Source organism: Paenibacillus sp. J22P165, from assembly GCF_059692015.1.
In genome coordinates, this window is record NZ_JCAUAP010000004.1 from 1 (window position 1) to 23,929 (window position 23,929).

The following is a 23,929-nucleotide window of genomic DNA, read 5'->3' on the forward strand; positions in this document are numbered from 1 at the left end:
ATTTTATCCAAAGGACTTCGTTTTCTAAGTAGTCGTCATTTTCAAGGTAATGAAATCCTGCGAATGAGTGAGAATACGTTAGATAAACCGTTAAAACCGAGGGACGGGCAGATTTGCTAAGTAAGTTATTACTATTTTATGGAGATTTTAATTTATAAATAATCCAATATAACAACTCAAAGTGATAGCAAAAGTTCGATGGATTTAGGAAAACAGTAGATAACTTCGTTTAAGGGGCTCAATAAGATAGATTTTGAAGGGTTTCTTTCAACCGGTACAGTCTTAATGCACGATACCTCAATGATTGATCGAGTATTGGACCGCTTAGTCCTCATAGTTCTTCTAATACCTCCAGAATCCAGTAATTATATGCTCAGGATAAAAGGAATGTTTATACTCTTAATTCCGTTGAGCGACATGTTTATGTTCCTTTCTTCGGATAACTATAAAAGTTTTCTTATTAGTCTTTCTCCTCTCCACAATCGTAGGAATACGATCAATTTTTAAGATATCTGTTATCCCTCGTTCATTTTTAGATAGAGTCAATGACAAAATCATTCCCCGGATCGTATTATTATTTCTTATTAGCCTCGTTGATACAAAGTTACCTAAAGAAGGAGCTGCCACTCGATTTCGTACTTGACCATAGATGTCTTTCACCTTTGCCTGAGTTACCGGGTATAGCAGATGAGGATGTGCACCTAAAACCACATTCACGCCTTGTTTAAAAAGTAAATGCATCAGTTGTTTTTGATTTTTGCTCGGAAATGGTTGATATTCTCTCCCGAAATGAAGATAAACAACGATGAAATCTGTTTTATTTTTCATTTCACGGATATCCGCTATCATCTTCTCTTGGTCGATGTGGTTAACCAACCACCGATTAGGTACTTGCATGGAATTAGTGCCTTTCGTATACGATAAAATCCCAATATTCACTCCCTTTACACGCATAATCAGATGACGCTTAGATTCTTGGATGGAACGGAAGGTTCCCGTATGCTTGAGTCCTTGTTTATCGAGGACATTCAGTGTTCGTTTTAAACCGGTTACTCCTCCGTCCATACAATGGTTGTTTGCAGTAGTTAATACATGAAGCCCGACGTTTCTCAAAGTTGACGCCAACGCGTCAGGGCAGTTGAATAATGGAAAACCAGTTTTCGGATTCCTTCGCTCTCTCGGACAGTTACATTTTGGACGGCTTCCGATAACGCCTAATTTCCTTTTACCGGAGAACGTCGTTTCCAGATTCCCGATCGATAAATCGTGTTTTTTTAGATAAGGTTTAACTTTTTCAAAAATAGGACTGAACGTATAGCCGCTTGATCTTTTAGCTGAGGCAATGATTTCACTTTTCATCAATAAATCTCCGACAGCGGCAATCGTTATTTTGATCACATGCACTCACTCCTTCCCTGACTAATTTATTCAATGAAAGGAATTATTGTTTGCAGAATAGGCGGTGTCCTATAGCCTGTTACAGCTAGCTGAATATGATATGGAAATATTAGTGTGAGGAGACTAATCGATGAGACAAAGTAATGCTGCTGTTCCTATCAAGCCGAAAAAACCTGCAAAAGGTATCAAGTGGGATCAACATCGTGAATTAATGAAGAACAGCCATGTTAACAGACACCTTCCCGCAACGATGAAACTAAATAAACAATCTTTCATTGCTATGCTTTCTCGTTATAAGACTGTTTATTTGAAACCTAATCAAGGAGCTTTTGGAGTGGGGGTCATGCAGGTTCGAAGGATTGTGCATGAAAAAAAACCGTATTTTCTTATCCATTCAGGAACCCAGCAACATAAGTTTCAAGCAAAAGAAGAAGTATATGCCTTTTTTTTGGGCAATAGAGTGAACGCCGATTATCTCATCCAACAAGGCATAGACCTGCTCCGATGGAACAAACGCCCGTTTGACCTTCGCTTAATGATTACAAAACAAAAGGATCATACTTGGCGAAATGAAGGCTTTGTTGGTCGCGTTGCACATCACAAAAAAATTGTGACGAATATCCGCAGTGGAGGTACCGCATTATCCGTCGAGGACCTGTTAGCCTCGCATACCAATCCAACTACTCAAAAAAAAGTCATCATGAAGTTAAATAAATTGGGAAGTCGTATATGCAAGCAGCTCGAAAAAAAATATCCTGGAATTCAGCTTTTTGGGATTGATATTGGCATGGATCAAAACTTAAAACCCTGGGTTATTGAGGTGAACACAAGACCCGAGAAAATTTGTTGGAAATGTATGAGGAAGCTTTACAACAAGAACATCTCAGTCAAAATTCCTTGAATAACTAATACAAAAGGGCTGTCTATTACGGGAGTGAGCCGTTCTTCAACTAACGGAGAACGTTTGTTCAATAACATAACAAGAGAAGGCTGCCGAGAATAATCTTCGGCAGCCTTCTCAGCTATTGGTCAGATTAAGCAACTTTGGTCACGTACATTCGACCATGTGGCTAATGTTAATGTTTCCATATAACCGCATATGAATAAATAATACAAAAGGAGATGATTCGAATGGAATTTACAATTATTGAATATGACCCTTCATATGCATTACAAACGGGGTCAATCAATTATACGTTCATACGCTATATCAAGGAAGAGGAATAGGGAACAGGCTCTTGAACCTCGCCAAACAGCAATCTGAAGGTAATCTGTTTTTATTCACTTTTGATGTCAACAAGAAAGCACAGAGATTTTATGAGAGAAACGGTTTTAGAATTGTTAGCAGAGGAAATGAAAATGAAGAGCAGCTTGATGATATTAAGTATGAATGGACAGAGTCTTGAAATGATTGGTGAATACGTACATTTATCGAGAGGCAACATTACTTTTGTCAGAAAAGTCCCTAACGGTGAATGTTAGTTTAGAGACCCAGGATCAGTTTGCCGACGCGGCAACTGCTCCTTTTTCATTTAAGCTAAAGTGCAGTTATCTTCAATACTATTCCTCATATTGAAGAAGTAATAGGTACAATATTAATTTAATGGTACAATATTCCATGCGAATAATATTTACCATGGGATGTGATATGAGATGGAAAAGATAAGACTTCGTGCTTGTGCATTAATTATTGAAAGAGGTTCTATTTTACTTGTTGAGTTCAAAAACGATAATGATGATGACGTACATTACAACCTTCCAGCAGGAGGACTTGAGCCAGGTGAAACACTGACTGAAGCTGTAGTACGGGAAGCAAAAGAAGAAGCATGTGTCGAAGTAGAAGTCGGTCCAGTTGCATTTGTGTACGAATATCAACCCACGAAAAGTAATTACATCTACGGTGACACTCACTCTGTAGGAGTTACATTTGAATGAAAACTCGAAACAGGTTCATGCCCCAAAATACCAGATAATCCTGATCCCCAGCAAATTGGTGTAAAGTGGATTCCTATTTCAAAATTATGTTCTATTCAACTATATCCAGAAATTAATGAGGACATTATTAATTATTACAACGGCGATAAGTACCGAAATTACGTTGAAGAACAGGAAATTCAACAGAGTAAGTCATTAATCTAACGATAACTATAGCACCACAACATTAAGCTTAAAAAAGGAGCAATTTAGTGATGTATGAACATCTCGTTGTATTCAAGTTCAATACTAATGTCACGCCAATCAAGCAACAGGAATTGCTGGATCAATTGTTAACGTTTCGGGATCGTATCCCCGGGATATGTGATATAAGTGCAGGCATCAATGTAACTGAAGAAACGGAAAATATGAAGGGCTATACTCTCGGATTACGGGTAACGTTTGAAGATCTTGCTTCGTTGCGTTCATATGGTCCGCATCCCGTTCATCAGGAATTTGTTAAATCGCTGGAAGGTATACTGGAAAATGTTATTGTAGTTGATTACCCATTGGTTTAAGCAACCAATACGAGGCTGCCGGTGTAGATCGGCAGCCTCGTTGCGCTACAGGGCAGTTTAATCAAATACTTTTTTTGAAATCAAATGCGATTTAGAAGGGAAAATATGGATATAAATCGAAACGTTATTAAATGCCTTTTTATACGATTCAGAAACCGAAAGGAGAAACGAAATGAGCGGACTAGGCGTTAAAGATAATACGTGTAGAGTGGTCAAAAGAGGATTCTCAGCAATTGGAACAAGGCATGAAGCGAAGTATTCAGAATACCCAATCGTAATTCCGCAATCATTTGACTCTTTACTAAGTCGTATGGAGGAAATCCAAAATCGAATTGGTGAAAAATTAGCTTTATACGAAACAGCTAATTATGCCCAATCGAAGAGAAATAGTTGATGAAAGAGGAGTGACCCTGCAAACCACCGTTTGTGGGTCTTTCTACGTTCTGGTATAAAATTAAAAAAAATAGTGAGAGGATGTTTGTAGTGCCATTAACAGAAAAGAAAATATTGTATTCAAATAATGGGTTGAAATTGCAATTCTAAGATGGAACATATTTATTTCTCGAATGTAACCATTAATATGATTCAAATGGGAGGATCTATATTTGAGAATATTGTTCGTCCTAAAGCGGAAAAAGTCATTTATCTGAAGAGCCTGGTACTGACAATTGGGTGAATGTCGAACCAATAATCTTTAACAACAGTGATTTAAGTACCGCCATATTTGACTCATGCAATCTTACGAACGTGGAACTCAAAAATTGGCTAGCTCAGAGTCCCATTGAATAAAGAACATATGTTTTATATGATGCAAGTATTCATGGAAAGGATGATACTATGCCGAAAATTAAACGAAAAACCCTTGGCTATTCTGGCAAAGCATCAACGCTGATTTGCGAGCTACAGGATCTGATGGAAACCCAAAGTGAAGCGACTCTGCGCAAATGGTGTTTAGATTTCGCTGAACACAAGATTCTGGAAATATTTGAAAAACGATACCCTTACGAAAACCGCCCGCGAAACGCTCTGCAAATGGCTCGCAACTGCCTCAACGGTAGCACAGATTTATTCGCGGTAAAGGATGTACTCATGAAGGATTGTGATGTCGCTGCCCGAGAATTGAAAAGCGACCCGGCCGCTCAAGCTGCTGCACGCGCCATCGGTCAGGCAACGTCATCCATCATTATCCTAAACCACACGTTAGAAATGTTTTTTTACGCAGCGGCGGCAATTGCCTTTGACCGTGTTGGATTGAACGCGGAGAAACACGTTTACGACAATATCACGGATGAAGTCTGCGCGGACTATACGGCGGACTTGCAAGCGATTGCTATTGTGAACGAAGCAAATCCCGCAAAAATTGTATGGAAAAAATGCCAACAGCGTTGAGCGAACATAAATCGAATAAGGCAAGCCACGAAAAGTGGATTTGGTGCGACAACAGTGTTAATCAGTTTATTTCGTTAAATACGACTACCAGCATTACCGATGATACTTGATCTGGATAACACCGTGTGACGAGTAATCCAATAGTTACAGCTATAATTGGAGGAGAAGAGATGATACTTAATTTTGAAACAAATCGCTTAAACCTTCGGCTTTTCGAGCCATCTGATGCAAAAATGGTTCAAGTATTGGCTGGGAATGTAGAAGTAGCTGGCACAACACTCTCGATTCCTCATCCCTATCCAGATGGGGCAGCTGAAGTTTGGATAGAAACCACCCGACAATCTTCTGAAAAAGGGGATATTTATACTTTCGCTATGGTAAAAAAGGAAAATGAATCCTTGATTGGATGTATGAGCTTGGGGGTTTCTAAAAAACATAAACGAGCTGAACTTGCTTACTGGATAGGACAGCCATTTTGGGGACAAGGATTCGCAACAGAGGCCGCCCAAAGGATAGTTAAATTTGGATTCGAAGATTTGGAATTAAACCGTATTTTCGCTGCTGCAATGACGAAAAACCCAGGTTCTTATAAGGTAATGAGTAAAATTGGAATGAAACAAGAAGGTACTTTTCCTCAACATGTTTTAAAGTGGGGACGCTATGAGGACTTAGTGTTCTACGGTATGGTCAAAGAAGATTATTTACAAGATAAATGATAAAGAAAAGAGTATAGCGAAGTCTTTTAAAAGTAAATCTATTAAAAGGAGTGATTAAAATGGAGAGTGGAAGAATTATGGGGATTGCATATAATGTAGTGCCTGTATCGAATGTAAAAAAATCAGGGGAATGGTTTGTAAAACATTTTGGTTTTAATATCAGAAATGATAGAGGTACAGATTTAAGTTTATTCAAGGAAAACCGACCTATACTTGTTTTAATTGAATCCGATAATGAAACAAGAGCGGTTTTTGAAGTAAACGGGCGAACTAGATGGGTTATAACTTTTTTTACTGATGACATTGCATCTTTACATAAGAAATTATCATCCGAAGGAGTCACTGTTAGAAATATCAGTGATGAAGGTATATATGGAAAGTTTTTTGTCTTTGAGGATTTAGACGGAAACCTATTTGATGTATGGGAAAATAGAGATAGCGAGTTGAATTTTTGAAGAATGTTGGAGAAAACTCGGGACGTTACTTAAACAGGGATCGCCGGCTGTCGCACAGTCTGGACGGTCCCTATTTCATTGAAATAAAGTGTAGGTTTGTTTAACCAATTCGACGAATAATTAATGAATAGAATAAGATAACAATGGGATGTTACGATGAGAGAAGGAGTGATGTCAATGGTTGCTAGACCGCAAATCTGGCCTTACTGTGATGAGGATATAAAGCAATTCATTGAAAAACTGGTAAACCAGTTGAAAACTATTCTGGGAAATCAGTTAATAGGTATCTATCTCCACGGTTCATTGGCTATGGGCTGTTACTATCGGCCAAAAAGTGATATTGATCTGATTGTGGTAGTTAACGGTAAATTAGCAACCGATTTGGCTAAAACAGTTGGAGTCTCCATCGCCAACGTGACGGTCAACAGACCTACAACTGGTAATGTTGAACTTAGTGTTATTACGTCCGAGGCAGCAAGGCGAGTCTCCGATCCAACGCCTTTCGAAGTTCATTACAGCTCGGGATGGCATGAGAAGATACTCAATGATGAAATCGATTATAGTAAAGTGAGAACAGACATTGACCTACCCTCACATGTAACCTATGTAACGCAGCGTGGCATTTGTTTATACGGTAAACCCATATCAGATATATTTGGCAAAGTAAATTGGGAGTATGTAATAGACTCAATTATGGATGATTTAAATGGATACTTCATGATGAGCATATTCTAGATACGCCATTTTATAGTGTTTTGAACATCTGTCGTGTATTTCAACTACATAGAGAAGACGAACAGAAAGTCTACAGTAAAGATGAAGGGGGTGAATGGGGAATTAAACATTTACCACAGGAGTACCATCAATTGATTCAACGAGCACTTGATGTTTATCGTTCTTCGGATGGAGTAAACGAGGAGCAAAGAAGAACAGGAGGGAAGAACTGGGACAAAACTACCCTGCTCTCCTTCAGGAACTATGCCCGCATGCAATTCAATGATTTTTACTCTAGTTAATTATACTTTAGTAAAGGTTAATGAGAAATATTTCAAGGAGGATCAGATGAAGACTATCATCTATATGGTTAGGCATGCAGAATCGCCATACAATGAAGGAACCGAAAGAACAAGAGGGCTTACCACTAAGGGCAAGGGCGATGTTGACAAAGTTACCGAAATTCTTAAAGAAGAAGGCATAGATGTTGTTATATCTAGCCCGTATAACCGAGCGATCCTAAGTGTTGAGGGATTGGCACAAAACTTAGGAATCGATATCAAAACATATGAAGATCTCAAGGAAAGGCATTTTGCTGGAGAAATTATTGCTGATTTAATGTCAGTTATTAGAGAGAAATTTTATGATTTTGATTATGCTTTACCGGGTGGGGAGTCTAATTCTGATTGCCAGAAGAGATCGATATCTGTGATCAAAAACATATTAAAAGAACACGCAGGGAAAAAAATAGCTATTGGCACTCATGGACTTGTAATGACTTTGATGATGAATTATTTTGATTCAAGTTATGGCTTGGATTTTTTAGATCAATTAAAGAAACCAGATATTTATCAATTAAGTTTTGAGAATTTAGAATTAATAGAAGTTGTAAGACTTTGGAATGTGGATTTGGATTAAGCTGCAAAAACTTATGAAGGGGGATAAAATGATCGCTAATAGTTGGTCAGGTTCAAAAGTCAGATTACGCGCGGTGACACCCTCGGATTGGAAAGAATTTCATGATAATGATCAGGATTCGGAGTGCGCACGACTATGTGATGCCATCTACTTTCCGAGGTCTGAAGAAGGAACCAAGGCATGGGCGGAACGGACTTCCGCTATGGTATCCGAAGGTGATAATGTATTTCTTGCGATTGAGACAATGGATGGAACTATGGTTGGCAGTATTACGGCAAGCAGTTGTGATAGACGGAATGGCACCTTTAAATATGGTATAGCTATCTTTCGTAAACATTGGCGCAAAGCCTATGCATCTGAGGCTATAAAGATATTGCTTCGATATTACTTTGAAGAATTACGGTATCGCAAAGTAAATGCCTATGTTTATGGCTTTAATGAGGGGTCACGGGCTTTGCAGGAGCATCTTGGATTTAGACAAGAAGGGATCCTCAGAGAAATGATTTTTACGAAGGGCAAGCATTACGACGAGTACGTGTATGGACTTACAAAGGATGAGTTTGAAAAACTCACTACTATCATAAGTGTGGTATAATGTGGAATGAAACAAGTTATAGGAATAAGGATAGCTGAATAAATATGAAGAAACGGCAGGCCGAGATAAGGTCTGCCGTTTTTTCAACTAAAGAGAGTTTGCGTAGCAGGTGGAGGTGACTTTAGAACACAGCTGTTGTTCAAATCGACTGACATCATGTAGATTACTTCCCTAGTAGTCAATAATGGAGGATGCAACGATGACCATTATAGAGCAGACGATTTTCAATTCATCTGGAAACACAATTACTACGAAGGATAGAGAGATTCAAATTGTCGGGAAATTGGATGAACCGCTAATTTTAATTTTGGACAATGTATTAAGCTATACAGAATGTGACTCGTTGATTGATTTAGCTAATAACCGAATGCAGCGAGCTAAAATTGGCAAATCTCATGTAGTAAGCGATATTCGAACAAGCAGCAACATGTTTTTTGAGGAAAGCGAAAATGAATTGATTCAAAAAATTGAGAGCAGAGTTTCTGAACTGATGAATATCCCGATTGCACATGCAGAACCACTGCAGATTTTACATTATAAAGCTGGTGAACAGTATCGGCCTCATTTTGACTATTTCACATCCGAGAATGTTGTCAATAATCGCATCAGCACATTGCTGATGTATTTAAATGACGTGGAAGAAGGTGGCGAAACGTATTTCCCATCGCTTCGTTTTTCCGTAACACCGAAAAAAGGAAGGGCCGTCTATTTTGAATATTTATATAACGATGATCACTTAAATGAGCTAACCTTACATGCAGGAAATCCCGTTACAATCGGGGAGAAATGGGTAGCAACCCAGTGGATGAGAAGACAAGGACACCGCAATATGTAAAGAACGAGATTCTTCCGTGAAAACAATACGTAACGATCACAAGGACTGCAACGTTGCAGTCCTTTGTTGCGTTTTAGGGATTTGTGCGAGTAGGACAGAATTTATTTGCTCGAGATTATTATGCTATAATGAACCCGATTAACAGCAGGAGATGATAACTAGATGGTGTTGCGCAAGATCTATCGGAATTATTTGCAAAATAATTTGTTTATGAGGCTGCTGCTCCTCTTTTCTATGATTACGGTTGTAACGATTATTTCGTTCTCTTATTTTATGTATTATTCGATGTCCCAAGCAGCAATTAATAGAGAGTTGGATATCCATAAGAAAGCGCTGACGAGTGTTAATAATTATTTGGGTGGAAATTATGATTCAGCCCAGTCGATCCTATTTGGCCTTTATCGGGATAGTTCGCTAGCCTCTGGTGTATCATTTATGCTGCAACATCCTTTTCAAGAATATGTGCAACACAGTTTGGAGCAGTACAATTTAGGCGGCAAAAGCATGTGGAATGATGGGCTGCAATATTTTAAAAATCAAGTGGAAGACAATAAAGATATTAGCAATTTGCTGTTATACAGTGAGGATCAGCAGACGTTATATGCGCTGGGGCGAAATGGGCAGATGAAGCTCGTTCCCACCAATCGCGCACGCTCTTATATCCCGGATGTGATGGCTCTCGAAAGTAAGAGTGTGGAACTGCCAAATATTTGGGTGCGTGACGCAATCGGACAGTGGGATCAAAACCTGTATGCGATTCGAACGCCAATCTCGGACAAGTTAACGCTGAAGACAATTGGCCAGCAGGTCGTTTATTTTAGTACGGATGGGATATGGAAAATTTTGAAGAATGATAAGGACGAGCTGAAAGGGATGATTCTTGTCTTGGCCCCGGACGGCGGTGTGCTCTTCGATTCTTCGAATCAATACGTGGGGCAGATCTATCCACATATGGATCAAATCAATGCGATGTATGAAAATAGTGGTTCCAGCCAAGGTGACTATGTGACGAAGCTTACACAAAGCAAGGGGAATTTTAGCACAGTCAGCATCATCCCCCGCCAAGAGCTGGAGGCTTCCTCAAAGAAAATTGGCAGTATGATTTTCCTCATCAGTGCGATTTGTATTTTTTTCGCCATCCTGATACCGTTCCTAGTTGTGATGAGTGTCGCCAAGCGGACGAATCAAATCATCCGATTCACCCGAAAGGTGAAGCAAGGCGATCTAAGTGTGCGGATACCTGATGTGCGAGAGGATGAGATCGGGCAAATATCGCGGAGCTTTAATGAGATGATTGAGGAATTGAACCTCTATATTGATCGGGTGTATAAGGCAAACATTAAGCAAAAACAGACGGAACTGACGGCACTGCAAGCTAGGGTGAATCCGCATTTCCTTTATAATACGCTGGAAGTGATTCGGATGCGGGCAATTTCGCAAGGCGCACATGACGTTGGTGAAATGATTTACAGCTTATCAGCGCTGTTCCGAAGTTTTGTCCAACAGAAGAAAATCTATACGCTCAAACATGAGTTGGAAGCCTGTCGACTGTATCTGGAACTTTTCCAAATTCGATATAAAGATAAATTTACGTATACCATGGATTGGGATCGACGGCTCGGGTCTGTGCGTGTGATGAAAATGTCGCTGCAACCAATCATTGAGAATTACATCGTGCATGGTTTGCGAAGCGAAAGCTCGGATAATGAGCTTCATATCCGGGTGAAACAGGTAGAAACGTATCTGCATGTGCAGATTGAAGACAATGGTAATGGGATTTCACCTAAGCGGCTTAATGAATTAGCGTTATTTCTGCAGGATGAGGAATTGGAAGGGGAGTCTTTTGGGTTGCGAAGCATTAATCAACGGCTTAAACTGCTGTACGGCAGTGAATACGGCGTGAAATTACATAGCGAACCAGGCCAAGGTACGATCATTGATATTTGGATGCCGATAGACTGTGAAGGGGAGGTGGACCATGTTTAGGGTCTTTCTTGCGGACGATGAACCTTTCATTATCGAAGGGTTGTATGACATTATTGATTGGGCAGAGGTTGGATTGGAGATTGTGGGGCATGCCAGCAATGGACAGAAGGCTTTGGACGCTTTGCAGGAAACATCGGTCGATATTTTGGTAACAGACATCTCCATGCCGATTATGAATGGGTTGGATTTGATTCGGCACGCAAGATCGGTTCACCCGGAACTGAAAGTGATCGTGCTCAGTGGATTTGATGAGTTTTCCTATTTGAAAGAGGGCATGCAGCTAGGCATCGAAAATTACTTGCTCAAGCCCATTAACATCCAAGAACTCAAGGCTTCGCTGCAAAATATCGTAGAGAAGCTGAATACCATGAACGAGACGCAGCTGGTTCAGGCGTACAGCAAGCAAATTTTGAAAGACAACACGCTGCATCGTTGGTTGACGCAACAGATTGCGCCACTGGAGTTCTATGAGCGTGCAGAACTTTTAGGTATCAACTTAGCAAACGCTTATATGGTCGCAGCCGTTCTGCGAATGCCTGTGGATGCAGATAAGGGCCTGGAGTTTATCGCTAGCCAGCTAGATGCCTACGAATGGGTGACCGTTTTCCGTGATATGGACGGAGATATCTTGCTGCTTGCATCCATGGATCACATGGAAGAGGGCAAAAAAGAACTGATGGCACTGCTTCATCAGCTTCATACCGCGCTGCAAGACCAATCGGTTCGCATCTCGATAGGGAGCATCGGTCACTTGCCAGATGGCGTCGCACAAAGCTATGAAGCCGCCAAAAAAGCACAGGAGTATTTCTGGATTTATCCTGAGCTGCCAGTCATTGATTATCAAGAGTTGGCTATGCATCAAGACAATCCCAAGGTGGATTTCTCGATCATTGATTGGCCGGCCTACGCGAAGCTTATTATTGCCAAAGATATTGAAAACCTGCGTACTTGCATCCAAAACGACTTCAAGCGAATTCAAGCTTTGCCTGGCGTAACGCCGCGCGATTTTCAGAATATCGCCTTTGAGATGGTCATTCATTTCAAGTTGGAAATCAAAGCCATCCGCCATACCGAAGAACTAGAGGTGTATCATCTTGCTTTTGACCAGATTCGCGAGGCGGTTGCACTGGAAGAATTGGAAGCTGCCATCCTGGAGATTGCGGAGAAGACCGTTGGCTTTTTGGTTTCGGACGTTCGAAGTCCGATTGTGCAGCAGGTGTTAAAATATGTGCAACAATCCTATGCGGAGGAGCTCTCACTCAAAATGCTTGGCGCTCACTACCATATTCACCCTGTTTACTTAGGACAATTGTTTCAGAAAGAAATTAATGAGACATTCACGGAGTATATGAACCGGTTTCGGGTTGAGAAGGCGAAAGAACTGCTCAAGACAACGCATGCAAAGGTTCATCAGATTGCGAGTGAGGTAGGTTACTCCGAATTGGGTTACTTTTATAAACAATTCAAAAAATATGTTGGTATTTCGCCAACGGATTATCGTGGATTGCTCTAGGGAAACTTAGTAGCAGTCCTTTTTTTATGTGAAAATGCTTTGGTAGCGTTTTTTTCTTTAGTTTAGACAGGGTTCATTTAGTTTATCGTCTATTTGTAATTGCTTTCATGAAGTACTGTAAATATAGCCCCTACGGGCGTAGAAAACGAGTATTCACTAGGGAGGACTCAAAAAATGAGAAAAATGAAAAAAAACTTGGTCACTACACTAGGGTTAACGTTAGCTGTTTCCTTGACGCTTAGCGCATGTGGCAGCAAAGAGGCTGACGATGCGAAAGGGAATGCGGCAGCGAATAAACCTGTTGAATTAATTTGGTATACAATCGGAACGCCACAGAAAGATGTGGATCGTGTTATGGCTGAAGTCAGCAAGTACACCGCGGAGAAAATCGGTGTTACCGTGAAGATGAATATGACGGATTGGGGCGACTATGCTCAAAAAATGCAAGTAATGACCGCTTCCGGCACACCTATGGATATTATGTTCACGTCTTCATGGGCATTTGATTATGTGCAAAATGCGCGTAAGGGCGCATTCAAGCCGATTGACGAGCTGTTGCAAAAAAATGGACAAGGCATCGTCAAAGCATTGGACCCTGCTTTCCTAAACGGCTCCAAAGTAGATGGACATAACTACGGTGTTCCAGCGAATAAAGAGCTGCCAGCACAAGACGTATGGCGTTTCAACAAAACTTTGGCTGACAAATATAACCTTAGTGTGGATAACGTGAAATCACTGGAAAGCTTAGAGCCGCTTCTTTCAGTCATTAAAGCCAAAGAGCCGAACACGTACGGATTGGCTGTTGATAAAAACTACATGCCTTATGTGCCATACGACTACATCATTGAGAAAATGCCAATGGCGGTTAGCGTAGACAACAAAGATTTGAAAGTCGTTAACATTCTCGATACACCAGAAATGAAACAAGCTTTGAAAACCATGAATAAATATTACAAAGCCGGCTACATTCCAACAGAAGCATCCACGCTGACATCCTTGAATGATGTACAAGTGACTGGCAAATGGTTCTCCGATAAAGCGACTAATCAACCTTTCGCGGACAACCTTTGGTCAGCAAGCTATGGATACCCTGTTGTATCCAAACCAGCTAGCCCTGCTCTCATTTATAACTGGTCCGTCATGGGCTCCATGCAAGCGATCTCAGCTAACTCCAAATATCCAGAAAAAGCGATGGAATTCCTGAACCTGCTCAACACAGATCCTGTCCTTCGCAACATGGTTGATTCTGGTATTGAAGGCGAGCACTACAAAAAAGTCGGCAATGACAAAATGGAAAACCAACCGGCATCCAAAAACTATGATATGCCTACGTTCTCCCTTGGTAATGTACTTTTGACATACAAAGATGTAAAAGATCCTGAGAACAAATGGGAAGAGTTCAAGAAGTTTAACGATACAGGCGTACCTGCTCCACTACTTGGCTTTAACTTCGATCCAACCAAAGTCATCAACGAAATCGCCGCTGTACAGAACGTGAAAGAAGAGTTCTGGGCAACTCTTATGACGGGTACCGTTGATCCAGATAAATACATTCCGCTTGCAAACGAAAAATTCAAAGCAGCTGGATTGGATAAAATTATGGCGGAAGCACAAAGTCAAATTGACGCTTGGAAAACAGCTAACAAAAAATAGAAGCAAGTTTAAGGATGAGGTGAATGTTCTGCATTCACCTGATCTTTGTCTTGTTATCAGCGAAGGGGTGATTGTATGAACAGAATAGGAACTTTTTTCAAAGATGTTAAACAAAGCAGAGTGCTGCTGCTCATGGCATTACCGGCAACACTTTGGTTCCTGTTCTTCTCGTATTTACCGATGGCAGGCATGGTCATTGCTTTCAAGCAGTACCGTTACAGCCGTGATGGTTTTTGGGCAAGTATTGTGGAGAGCAAGTGGGTTGGCTTACAGAACTTCAAGTTCCTTTTTAGTACGAACGACGCTTACATCATTACGCGTAATACCTTGCTATACAATATCGTGTTCATTATTGCAGGTCTGGTGCTGTCCGTTGGACTCGCCATTGTGTTATCTGAAATTACGAATAAAAAGCTTGCAAAGCTTTATCAAACAGGTATGTTCATGCCCTATTTCTTATCTTGGGTCATCGTCGGCTATTTTGTATTCAGTTTCCTAAGTGTGGATAAAGGAATGCTTAATCATATACTTCCCTGGTTTGGCGTGGATCCGATTCGTTGGTATAACGATAAGACGTATTGGCCACTGATCATTATTCTCGTTTACCTCTGGAAATCAGTCGGCTACAGCTCTGTTGTGTATTTGGCGGCGATCATGGGGATTGATAAATCGCTCTATGAAGCAGCCATGATTGACGGCGCGAGTAAATTTCAGCAGATTCGCCACATTACCTTCCCGATGTTAAAACCGTTAATGACGATTCTGACGCTGCTGGCGATCGGACGCATTTTTTATGCAGACTTTGGCTTGTTCCTACAAGTGCCTAGAGACTCCGGAACGTTATACTCCGTAACCAATGTTATCGATACGTATGTATACCGCGGCCTTAAATCTACGGGAGAAATTGGGATGAGTACAGCGGCTGGTTTGTATCAGTCGGTGATCGGTTTCATTCTCGTAATGACTTCAAACTATGTCGTTAGAAAATTTGATAAAGACAATGCACTCTTTTAACCTAGGATTGCGGAAAGGAGGAACTGATTATGAATGCTGTCAAAGCGATGAAAAAGCAAGACTTTCATAAATTGCCGCCACTTTTGAATGTGTTTGCACATTTGGCTGCGGGTCTTTTTACCCTTGCTTGTGTATTCCCGTTTCTGTTTGTGACGATTATTTCGTTCACGGATGAGAAATCGCTGAATACGAACGGATATCGCATCATCCCGGAGAAATGGAGCCTAGAAGCTTACCGTTATCTCTTCAAAGCAGGTGATCAATTGCTGATGTCCTATGGGGTCACAATCCTTGTGACGGTCGTAGGTACACTTGTCAGCTTGATTCTGACCGCAACGTTCGCCTATGCGATTTCGCGGAAAAGTTTTAAATTTCGGAATTTCTTCGGCTTCTTCGCCTTTTTTACGATGCTCTTTAACGGTGGACTTGTACCGACTTATATTGTTATGACGCAATTGCTCGGGCTCAAGGACTCCCTGTGGGCTTTGGTTCTGCCATTAGCGGGCAACGCCTTCTATATCATGATTATGCGTACTTTCTTTGTTACATCTGTACCGGACGCCATTATTGAATCGGGCAAAATGGACGGAGCCGGCGAATTCGGCATCTTCGTCAAGCTCGTGCTGCCGCTGTCCCTTCCAGGGCTGGCGACGATTGGTTTATTCAGTACCTTGGGGTACTGGAATGATTGGTTCAATGCGCTATTGTACATCGACACGCCGAACTTGGTGCCGCTGCAATCGATGTTGATGCGGATTGAGAACAGTATGCAGTTCCTGCTCCAGAACACGAGCAACCCATCGGTTGGCATAGGCTTGCTGCAATCGCTGCCGCAGGATACGTCGCGGATGGCGATGGTTGTGCTTGCGACGGGACCGATTATTTTCGCTTATCCGTTCTTTCAACGTTACTTCATTCAAGGCTTAACGATCGGCGCTGTAAAAGAGTAGTACTGTAAGCAACTTCGTAGATTATAGAAATGTGGAGGATTTACCGTGGAACAATTCAGACTGCCCAAAATTCCGATGCCCAAACTGGAACTGCCTCAAGCCATTCAAGATGTCTTGTTGGAAGCCGAAGAAAAGCTGGCGCATCGTCCAAAACTCCTGCAATTATTTAAAAATTGTTTTCCAAATACATTAGAAACAACAACCAAGCTGATGCCAGATGGCACCACGTTTGTCATCACGGGAGATATTCCGGCGTCCTGGCTGCGTGATTCTGTCGAACAGGTCATGCATTACGTGCCTTTTGCCAAAGAAGATGGGGATCTTCAACGGATCATTAGCGGTTTAATTAAACGTCATATCCAGTACATTCATATTGATCCGTACGCGAATGCGTTTAATGAGTCGGCCAATGACTGGCATTGGAACAAAGCTGACCAAACAGAGATGTCGCCATGGGTATGGGAGCGTAAATTTGAGCTCGATTCCTTGTGCTTCTCGATGCGTCTGGCCTATGCGTATTGGAAGGAAACTGAACTGACGGATATCTTTGACGCTGGTTTTAAAGCCGCGATGGTTAAGATCTATGAGTTGTTCCTAACCGAGCAGCATCACTTTGAAAAGTCGCCTTATCGCTTTACCCGCAATAACGGGATTCCAACCGATTCTCTTCGCAATAACGGCTTGGGAATGCCTGTGAATTATACGGGGATGGTGTGGTCAGGTTTCCGTTCTAGTGACGATGCGTGTGACTTTCATTACAACATTCCAGCGAATATGTTCGCGGTAGTCGCCCTTCGCCATATGCAAGAATTCGCGGAATGGGTGTTCCGAGACATGGATTTTCTCGCACAACTCAAAGCGCTCGAAGCGGACATTGACCATGGCATTCAATTGTATGGGATTTATCGTCATCCGACATTTGGTCCCATTTATGCGTATGAAACGGACGGCTTCGGCAATCACTGCCTGATGGATGATGCTGGGACACCGGGTCTCATGTCGATTCCTTACTTGGGCTATGTAACAGCGGACGATCCTATTTATCAAAACACAAGACGTTTTGCGCTTAGCACAGAGAATCCGTTCTATTTTGAGGGCAAGGTGGCTCGAGGAATTGGCAGTCCACATACGCCGGATGACTACATTTGGCATATGGCACTATCCATGCAAGGTATTACAGCATCGACGGCGGAAGAGAAGCTCGAGATGATCGCGATGCTGGAAGCGACAGATGCAGATACGGGATTCATGCATGAAGGTTTTCACGTTGATGACCCAACGATTTTCACACGCAAATGGTTTGCATGGTCGAATAGCCTGTTCTCTCAATTGGTTTATCAAGCGATGAAGGATGGTCTTCTATGAGTCGTCCGATCCTTATATTCCATGAACCTGGATTCCCGAGCAGCTCGTTGAGCGATGTGCCTATCGAACAATTGACGGCGCAAGGAGCGGTTGTGGTAGGTGCCGATGCACTTGGAGAGGCACTACGATCAGCAATCGGAGGATGTTTCGTCAATTTGCATGCGCCGTATTTTCCGAAAGCGGCGTGGACGGATATTCTAGCGTTCTTGCAGCGCGGCGGCAGCTTGCTCAGTGTTGGCGGCGCTGCTTTCAAGCACCCTGTCCGTTGGGAAGATGAGAAATGGTATGTGGAATCTGAGCAGACTGGTTACCACCAACAGCTGCATATTCATGAAATTCTACGAGTTGAAAGTACGCCATTCCGTTCTTATATCACGTCAGAAACGTTACCGCTGCTGCAAGGGCAAGAATCGCTATTCGCGCTTGCCGATACTTGGAATATGGTGCCGCATACGACGCGAGACAGTGATTTGCCTCATCAGATGGGTGCGGCGGGTACGATGAGCACGCAGATTTATCCGCTGTTGAAAAGCATCGACAAGAGGGGCCGCGAAGTAGCGGCACCTGTCGTCCTATGGGAAAATTCGCGCGGTGCGTTTATCGGTTCGCGTTGGCTTTTCGTCAATGTACCGCTGAGTCCTTCGTTTTGGAACGAGGGCGGTGCACAGAGATTGGTCCAGTGGGCGAAATTCTGTGCGAGCGGTGTGACAGAGCTGTGGATCAAGCCGAATTATGCCAGCTATGAACCAGGCGAGCATGCGATGCTGACGATTCAAACACAACTTTTCGGGCATAAAGATGCCGTTAAGACGTGGACATTTGATCTTCGCGTCGAGCATGAAATAGGTACACAAGATGCTTGGACGCATCGTCTAACCGTTCAAGTTAACAAAGAATTCAATGTGGTACGCATTCCAGTACCTCTTGATATACAGCGCGGATTGTATCGCGTAACGTGCAAGGCAGTCTCCGAGGACGGCGAGCAGCGTTTGCTGCGTCAAGGATTCTGGGGCCACGACGCGGGACTGCTTGCAGAAGGTCAGCCCATCACTTGCGGACGCGATTATTTTATCAAGGATGGTCGGCCACTGCCCGTAGTTGGCATGACGTACATGACGTCCGATGTGGCTCGCAAATTTTTATTCCTGCCGAATAGCGATGTTTGGGATCGGGATATGGCCCAAATGGCGAAAGCAGGCATTAACTGGATTCGTACAGGCATTTGGACCGCGTACCGCAATATCATGCAGGTGGATGGCCATGCTTCGGAAGAAGTATTGAGAGCCATCGATGCTTTCCTCTTGACGGCCAAAAAGCACCAGCTGCAGGTGACGTTTACCTTCTTCTCCTTCACACCTGAGACTTGGGAAGGGCTTAATCCCTATCTCGATCCGCAAAGTGTGGAAGCTCAGAAGCGTTTTATCCGCTCAATCGTTTCCCGACATGGGGCTACGACCCATGTGGATTGGGACCTGATCAACGAGCCATCGATGTTCGATCCAGCTCAGATTTTCTCGGATGGACCTCGTTCCAGCCGGGACAAGTATGAGAAAGAAGCTTTTATTGCGTGGCTCAAGCAGCGTCATGAGAACATCGAACTGCTGCAAGAGCGCTGGAATATGACGCCTGCGCAGCTTCCGACTTATGAATCGGCTACCATTCCAGAGGCGGCTGATATCAATTTCGACGTGCAGGATATGCACCGTGCGAAAAAGGGGACACGCTGGCTCGATTACTGCCTATTCTCGATGGAGATGCATAACCAGTGGGCCAAACAGCTGTATGACACCATCAAAGAAATCGTGCCTGGTCATCTTGTTGTCGTCGGTCAGGATGAAGCGCTTGGCGCACAGCGGCCTTCACCGCTTTTCTACGAAGAAGCGGTAGATTACACAACGGTCCATTCGTGGTGGTTGAATGATAACCTCGTATGGGATGGCATCTTTGCCAAAACAGCCAATAAACCGAATGTCATTCAAGAGACAGGCATTATGTACGTAGAGACTCCAGATGGACGTGCGAAACGTTCGGAGAATGAGCTGCGCAGCATGTTGGAGCGCAAATATGCTTACGCCTTTGCAACGGGAGGCGCAGGAGCGATTCATTGGATATGGAACACCAATTTCTATATGGATAACGCGAACGAGTCCCATATCGGAGCACTTCGTGCCGATGGTACGGAGAAACCGGAAGCGGATGTTTCCTATGAATTCGGCCGCTTTATGGCCGAGATCCGAGATCTATTCCAGGAGCGAGAGCTGGAAGATATTGTGGCTGTATTCCCTTATTCCAACGATTTCTCCAACCGGAAATTAGCGTTCGATGCAACGACGGCGATGACGCGCGTGCTGTCCTACAAGATGAAGCTGCCGTTCCGTGCGGCTTCGGAATATCATTTAGAGGCGCTAGAGCAGCAACCCGCGAAGCTGATTGTGCTCCCAAGCGCGCATAATGTGGATGAGCAAGCATGGAATAAGCTGATCGATATTGTGAAACGCACAGGTGCAACATTATTGGCGACAGGTCCAATTAGTCTGGACGCGTACTGGAAGCAAACGCCACGACTCGAAGGTGAGCTGGGTGAAGCCGAACTTTACAATGTTCGCCGGGAAGAAATGCTTGAACTGGAAGGTACTTTGCATCCAGTTTCCTATGGGCGTCGTCGAATTGCTGAAACGTTGAAAGAAGTACGTGTTGAAGGTGGAGCAGCGAGTACTGGCGGAGATCGTGTTGTCGATCTTCCTTTAGGCAATGGCCGATTGATTTGGAGTTCGCTGCCAGTGGAAGTAAACGACCGGATGGATACGGTCGAGGCACTTTACCGACACGCCGTGAATACCGCAGGTGTCAGCAGCGGATTGGAATGGATTCAAGGCGATATTGCGGGGATTTACGGAAGGAAGCTTCAGTTTAAGGACGGTTTCTTGTATGTATTTGTCTCCGAGTTTGCCTGGGATGTCACGGTAAAAGTTCGGGATACCGATAGCGAAACCACGTATGCGTTCACCCTAGAGAAAGAGCGTTCTGTGCTCTTTGCCGCAGATAAACAAGGGCAAGTGATTTCCATTTACCGCCCAGATGAAGTTCACATTGAAAGGAGCTAACCCATGAGTACAAAGCGAACGGCTCATATCATTTCCCATACCCACTGGGATCGGGAGTGGTACTTACCTTACGAGAAGCATCATGTGCGTTTAGTTAAACTCGTAGATACGTTATTAGATAAAATGGATCAAGATGCGAATTATCGCAGTTTCTTTTTGGATGGGCAGACGATTATTCTGGAGGATTACTTGCAGGTCAGACCCGAACAAAAGGATCGCCTAAGCAAATTAATCCGGGATGGCCGTATCCTCATCGGACCTTGGTATATTTTGCAGGATGCCTTCTTAACGAGCGGCGAAGCCAATGTCCGCAATATGCAGATTGGGCATCAAGATGCGAAAGCCTATGGCGATGTGTCGAAAATTGGTTATTTTCCCGACACGTTCGGCTTAGTCGGGCAAACGCCGCAATTGATGCAGCAGTCTGGCATCACGAATGCCCTATTCGGCCGAGGCGTGAAGCCGACTGGATTCAACAACACAGTCTCCGACGGTGATTTTGAATCCTCCTTCTCGGAGTTGATCTGGGAAGGACCAGATGGTTCCCAGGTGTTGGGTATTCTATTTGCCAACTGGTATTCCAACGGCAACGAGATCCCGGTTGATAAGGAAGAAGCGCAAGCCTATTGGGAGCGCAAACTGGCGGACGCGGAGAAATACGCTTCGACAGGCGAACTGCTCTTCATGAATGGCTGCGATCATCAGCCTGTTCAGTTGGATCTGCCAGAAGCGATTCAAGCTGCGAGCGAGCTTTTCCCGGATACAACCTTTGTTCATTCTAATTTCAATGATTACTTGGAAGCCGTTCAGCGTTCAGGCAAGCAGGAGCTTTCGACGGTCAAAGGTGAACTTCGCAGCCAGCGGACAGACGGATGGTCTACTCTCGTCAATACGGCTTCAGCACGCGTGTACTTGAAGCAAATGAATCAGCTCGGACAAGCGATGTTGGAAAAAGTGGCTGAGCCTCTTGCCGCATTCGCTCATGTTCTCAAAGTCGGGGAGAAGTACCCGCATCATCTCTTCACTTACGCCTGGAAAACCTTAATGCAAAACCATCCGCATGATAGCATCTGCGGCTGCTCGGTGGACGAAGTGCATCGTGAAATGGTCACGCGATTCGATAAGAGCCGTCATGTTGCTGAAGCCATTATCGATGACAGCAAGCAAGCCATTGCGGATGCGATCAATACGTCTGACTTTCAGCTTGAGGGCGAACATGCTCTGCCCGTAGTCGTGTTTAATACGTCGGGTTGGGAACGCTCTGGGGTAGTAAGTATCGAGATCGATGCTCTACGTCTCTATTTCCGAGATGGCTATACGCTGGAAGAAGCAAGCGCTCTAGCCAAAGCGGCAGATCTCACAGGACGCGTACTCGTGGATGCATCTTCGCAGCCTCTGCCATGCACGGTCGAGGATCTAGGCTTGCAATTCGGATACGATTTGCCGGACGACAAGTTCCGTCAGCCGTATATGTGCCGAAGAGTAAGACTGACTTTCGAAGCCGACAAGGTGCCAGCACTAGGCTTGAAAACTTACGCTTGGGTGAAGAGGGAAGCCGAATTGGCCTATTCCTCGTTGTTCACGAATGAGCGGATCATGGAAAATGCTACACTTAAAATCGAAATCGCGGATAACGGATCCTTCTCACTTTCGGATAAGAAGAACGGCCGCACGTACCGGGATTTGGGCGTATACGAGAATACCGGAGATATCGGCAACGAGTATATGTTCCGCCAACCGGATGGCGAACAGCCTTTGACAACGAGCGGCTTGCGAGCTCAAATCCGTGTGCTCCAAGATACGGCCTACCAAGCTTCCGTCGAAATCGTCCATGACTGGGAAATTCCTGCGTCGGGCGACGACATGCTGGACGTTGAACAACGTGACTTGGTGTACTATCCGCATCGTAAAGCACAGCGTTCAACACGCATGGTTCCGATGCGAATCCGCACGGTAGTTAGCTTGAGCCGCAGCGGAGAAGGGGTAGAGATTGAATCATCCTTTAACAATCAGGCGAAGGATCATCGTCTGCGGATGTTATTCCCAACGGATCTGACGGCGCAAACGCATCATGTCGATTCGATGTTTGAAGTTGTACAACGCGATAATACGCCGGCCTCAGAGTGGGAAAACCCAAGCAATACCCAGCATCAGCAGGCATTCGTTGATGTTAGGGAAGCGGAAGCAGGCTTGGTTGTTGCGAATCTCGGATTGAACGAATACGAGGTTCTGCGCGATGGGCGGAATACGATCGCCGTCACGCTTTTGCGTGCGGTTGGCGAACTCGGTGATTGGGGCTTGTTCCCGACGCCGGAGGCGCAATGTCTAGGTGAGCACACAGTTCGATTGGCGATCTTCCCGCACAAGGGTGATGGCGCACAATATGAAGCCTACACGTCTGCGTACCAATTCCAAATTCCTTGGACATTGGCACAAACCGGCATCCATGATGGGTTAATTGCTGCGACGTATGCACCTTTCCAATGGGAAGGTGAAGGTCTGGCTTTATCCTCCATGAAACTGAATGAAGCATCAGATGATGTACTGCTTCGTTGGTACAACATGCGTTCACAGCATGCGGAGGTTAAAGTTAGTACGCAACTTCCTCAGCAGAATTTCTATAAGAGCACGATCTTGGAAATACAAGGCGAGCGTTTGGCCGTGGAGGCAGACGGCGGTTTGACGTTGCCAGTGGGTCCTTGTGAGATCGTGACAATCGGGATTCAGCGGTAGTCAAGAAAATATAAAAAGAGATCCTCAACTGAGGGTCTCTTTTTTACTTTCACAGCAATGATACGTTGGTTCTCGATGCCGATGATTACTTGGATGCGA

At 43.8% G+C, this 23,929-nt stretch carries 22 protein-coding genes; 21 read left to right on the plus strand and 1 reads right to left on the minus strand.

Annotation, left to right across the window (positions count from 1 at the left end):
* Nucleotides 1-399: 399 nt before the first annotated feature.
* Entirely contained in the window at nt 400-1,398 is a 999-nt protein-coding gene (locus AC58QM_RS10405; protein ID WP_497283645.1) for a CapA family protein, read from the minus strand.
* A gap of 130 nt (nt 1,399-1,528) precedes the next feature.
* Between AC58QM_RS10405 and AC58QM_RS10410 the strand changes: the two genes are divergently transcribed.
* The 21 genes from AC58QM_RS10410 (at nt 1,529) to AC58QM_RS10510 (ending at nt 23,830) form a co-directional block, all read left to right on the plus strand.
* A complete protein-coding gene (locus AC58QM_RS10410; protein WP_497283646.1) occupies nt 1,529-2,299 on the plus strand; it encodes a YheC/YheD family protein in 771 nt (256 codons plus the stop codon).
* A gap of 337 nt (nt 2,300-2,636) precedes the next feature.
* Complete coding sequence (locus AC58QM_RS10415; protein WP_497283648.1) at nt 2,637-2,804, plus strand: N-acetyltransferase; 168 nt, start codon at nt 2,637-2,639, stop codon at nt 2,802-2,804.
* Between the two features lie 247 nt (nt 2,805-3,051).
* Nucleotides 3,052-3,333: an NUDIX domain-containing protein gene (locus tag AC58QM_RS10420; protein WP_497283650.1), complete on the plus strand. Its 282-nt coding sequence runs from the start codon at nt 3,052-3,054 to the stop codon at nt 3,331-3,333.
* A gap of 254 nt (nt 3,334-3,587) precedes the next feature.
* Complete coding sequence (locus AC58QM_RS10425) at nt 3,588-3,890, plus strand: Dabb family protein (protein ID WP_497283652.1); 303 nt, start codon at nt 3,588-3,590, stop codon at nt 3,888-3,890.
* Nucleotides 3,891-4,062: 172 nt separating this feature from the next.
* The gene (locus AC58QM_RS10430) at nt 4,063-4,284 is read left to right on the plus strand and encodes a hypothetical protein (protein ID WP_497283654.1); all 222 of its coding nucleotides are present in this window, start codon (nt 4,063-4,065) and stop codon (nt 4,282-4,284) included.
* Nucleotides 4,285-4,727: 443 nt separating this feature from the next.
* A complete protein-coding gene (locus tag AC58QM_RS10435) occupies nt 4,728-5,279 on the plus strand; it encodes a putative immunity protein (RefSeq protein WP_497283656.1) in 552 nt (183 codons plus the stop codon).
* A 170-nt stretch (nt 5,280-5,449) separates the two neighbouring features.
* Nucleotides 5,450-5,995: a GNAT family N-acetyltransferase gene (locus AC58QM_RS10440; protein WP_497283658.1), complete on the plus strand. Its 546-nt coding sequence runs from the start codon at nt 5,450-5,452 to the stop codon at nt 5,993-5,995.
* Between the two features lie 59 nt (nt 5,996-6,054).
* Nucleotides 6,055-6,450, plus strand: coding sequence for a VOC family protein (locus tag AC58QM_RS10445; protein ID WP_497283660.1), 396 nt, complete (start codon nt 6,055-6,057; stop codon nt 6,448-6,450).
* Between the two features lie 177 nt (nt 6,451-6,627).
* Nucleotides 6,628-7,185, plus strand: coding sequence for a nucleotidyltransferase domain-containing protein (locus AC58QM_RS10450; RefSeq protein WP_497283661.1), 558 nt, complete (start codon nt 6,628-6,630; stop codon nt 7,183-7,185).
* 20 nt (nt 7,186-7,205) lie between these two features.
* Nucleotides 7,206-7,466 (plus strand): aminoglycoside adenylyltransferase domain-containing protein, encoded by a 261-nt coding sequence (locus tag AC58QM_RS10455; protein WP_497283662.1) that lies wholly within the window; start codon nt 7,206-7,208, stop codon nt 7,464-7,466.
* A 46-nt stretch (nt 7,467-7,512) separates the two neighbouring features.
* Entirely contained in the window at nt 7,513-8,082 is a 570-nt protein-coding gene (locus tag AC58QM_RS10460; protein ID WP_497283664.1) for a histidine phosphatase family protein, read from the plus strand.
* Between the two features lie 28 nt (nt 8,083-8,110).
* A complete protein-coding gene (locus tag AC58QM_RS10465; protein WP_497283666.1) occupies nt 8,111-8,677 on the plus strand; it encodes a GNAT family N-acetyltransferase in 567 nt (188 codons plus the stop codon).
* A gap of 199 nt (nt 8,678-8,876) precedes the next feature.
* Nucleotides 8,877-9,512, plus strand: coding sequence for a 2OG-Fe(II) oxygenase (locus tag AC58QM_RS10470; RefSeq protein WP_497283668.1), 636 nt, complete (start codon nt 8,877-8,879; stop codon nt 9,510-9,512).
* A 162-nt stretch (nt 9,513-9,674) separates the two neighbouring features.
* Nucleotides 9,675-11,498, plus strand: coding sequence for a sensor histidine kinase (locus AC58QM_RS10475; RefSeq protein WP_497283670.1), 1,824 nt, complete (start codon nt 9,675-9,677; stop codon nt 11,496-11,498).
* Nucleotides 11,491-13,011 (plus strand): response regulator, encoded by a 1,521-nt coding sequence (locus tag AC58QM_RS10480; RefSeq protein ID WP_497283672.1) that lies wholly within the window; start codon nt 11,491-11,493, stop codon nt 13,009-13,011. Before AC58QM_RS10475 ends, AC58QM_RS10480 begins: the two co-directional genes overlap by 8 nt.
* 174 nt (nt 13,012-13,185) lie before the next feature.
* Nucleotides 13,186-14,664 (plus strand): ABC transporter substrate-binding protein, encoded by a 1,479-nt coding sequence (locus tag AC58QM_RS10485; RefSeq protein ID WP_497283673.1) that lies wholly within the window; start codon nt 13,186-13,188, stop codon nt 14,662-14,664.
* 75 nt (nt 14,665-14,739) lie between these two features.
* On the plus strand, nt 14,740-15,678 hold the full coding sequence (locus AC58QM_RS10490) for an ABC transporter permease (protein WP_497283674.1): 939 nt from the start codon (nt 14,740-14,742) through the stop codon (nt 15,676-15,678).
* Between the two features lie 29 nt (nt 15,679-15,707).
* Nucleotides 15,708-16,628 (plus strand): carbohydrate ABC transporter permease, encoded by a 921-nt coding sequence (locus AC58QM_RS10495; protein ID WP_497283676.1) that lies wholly within the window; start codon nt 15,708-15,710, stop codon nt 16,626-16,628.
* Nucleotides 16,629-16,673: 45 nt separating this feature from the next.
* Nucleotides 16,674-17,993 carry a glycoside hydrolase family 125 protein gene (locus AC58QM_RS10500; RefSeq protein WP_497283678.1) on the plus strand — a complete coding sequence of 440 codons (1,320 nt, stop codon included), beginning with the start codon at nt 16,674-16,676 and terminating at the stop codon, nt 17,991-17,993.
* Nucleotides 17,990-21,097 (plus strand): beta-galactosidase, encoded by a 3,108-nt coding sequence (locus AC58QM_RS10505; protein ID WP_497283679.1) that lies wholly within the window; start codon nt 17,990-17,992, stop codon nt 21,095-21,097. Before AC58QM_RS10500 ends, AC58QM_RS10505 begins: the two co-directional genes overlap by 4 nt.
* Before the next feature lie 3 nt (nt 21,098-21,100).
* On the plus strand, nt 21,101-23,830 hold the full coding sequence (locus AC58QM_RS10510; RefSeq protein WP_497283681.1) for an alpha-mannosidase: 2,730 nt from the start codon (nt 21,101-21,103) through the stop codon (nt 23,828-23,830).
* The last annotated feature ends 99 nt before the right edge of the window (nt 23,831-23,929 follow it).

Coding starts and splice junctions, on each gene's coding strand:
- AC58QM_RS10410 (WP_497283646.1), top strand. CDS start 1,529: ATGAGACAAAGTAATGCTGCTGTTCCTATCAAGCCGAAAAAACCTGCA.
- AC58QM_RS10420 (WP_497283650.1), top strand. CDS start 3,052: ATGGAAAAGATAAGACTTCGTGCTTGTGCATTAATTATTGAAAGAGGT.
- AC58QM_RS10425 (WP_497283652.1), top strand. CDS start 3,588: ATGTATGAACATCTCGTTGTATTCAAGTTCAATACTAATGTCACGCCA.
- AC58QM_RS10430 (WP_497283654.1), top strand. CDS start 4,063: ATGAGCGGACTAGGCGTTAAAGATAATACGTGTAGAGTGGTCAAAAGA.
- AC58QM_RS10435 (WP_497283656.1), top strand. CDS start 4,728: ATGCCGAAAATTAAACGAAAAACCCTTGGCTATTCTGGCAAAGCATCA.
- AC58QM_RS10440 (WP_497283658.1), top strand. CDS start 5,450: ATGATACTTAATTTTGAAACAAATCGCTTAAACCTTCGGCTTTTCGAG.
- AC58QM_RS10445 (WP_497283660.1), top strand. CDS start 6,055: ATGGAGAGTGGAAGAATTATGGGGATTGCATATAATGTAGTGCCTGTA.
- AC58QM_RS10450 (WP_497283661.1), top strand. CDS start 6,628: ATGGTTGCTAGACCGCAAATCTGGCCTTACTGTGATGAGGATATAAAG.
- AC58QM_RS10460 (WP_497283664.1), top strand. CDS start 7,513: ATGAAGACTATCATCTATATGGTTAGGCATGCAGAATCGCCATACAAT.
- AC58QM_RS10465 (WP_497283666.1), top strand. CDS start 8,111: ATGATCGCTAATAGTTGGTCAGGTTCAAAAGTCAGATTACGCGCGGTG.
- AC58QM_RS10470 (WP_497283668.1), top strand. CDS start 8,877: ATGACCATTATAGAGCAGACGATTTTCAATTCATCTGGAAACACAATT.
- AC58QM_RS10475 (WP_497283670.1), top strand. CDS start 9,675: ATGGTGTTGCGCAAGATCTATCGGAATTATTTGCAAAATAATTTGTTT.
- AC58QM_RS10480 (WP_497283672.1), top strand. CDS start 11,491: ATGTTTAGGGTCTTTCTTGCGGACGATGAACCTTTCATTATCGAAGGG.
- AC58QM_RS10485 (WP_497283673.1), top strand. CDS start 13,186: ATGAGAAAAATGAAAAAAAACTTGGTCACTACACTAGGGTTAACGTTA.
- AC58QM_RS10490 (WP_497283674.1), top strand. CDS start 14,740: ATGAACAGAATAGGAACTTTTTTCAAAGATGTTAAACAAAGCAGAGTG.
- AC58QM_RS10495 (WP_497283676.1), top strand. CDS start 15,708: ATGAATGCTGTCAAAGCGATGAAAAAGCAAGACTTTCATAAATTGCCG.
- AC58QM_RS10505 (WP_497283679.1), top strand. CDS start 17,990: ATGAGTCGTCCGATCCTTATATTCCATGAACCTGGATTCCCGAGCAGC.
- AC58QM_RS10510 (WP_497283681.1), top strand. CDS start 21,101: ATGAGTACAAAGCGAACGGCTCATATCATTTCCCATACCCACTGGGAT.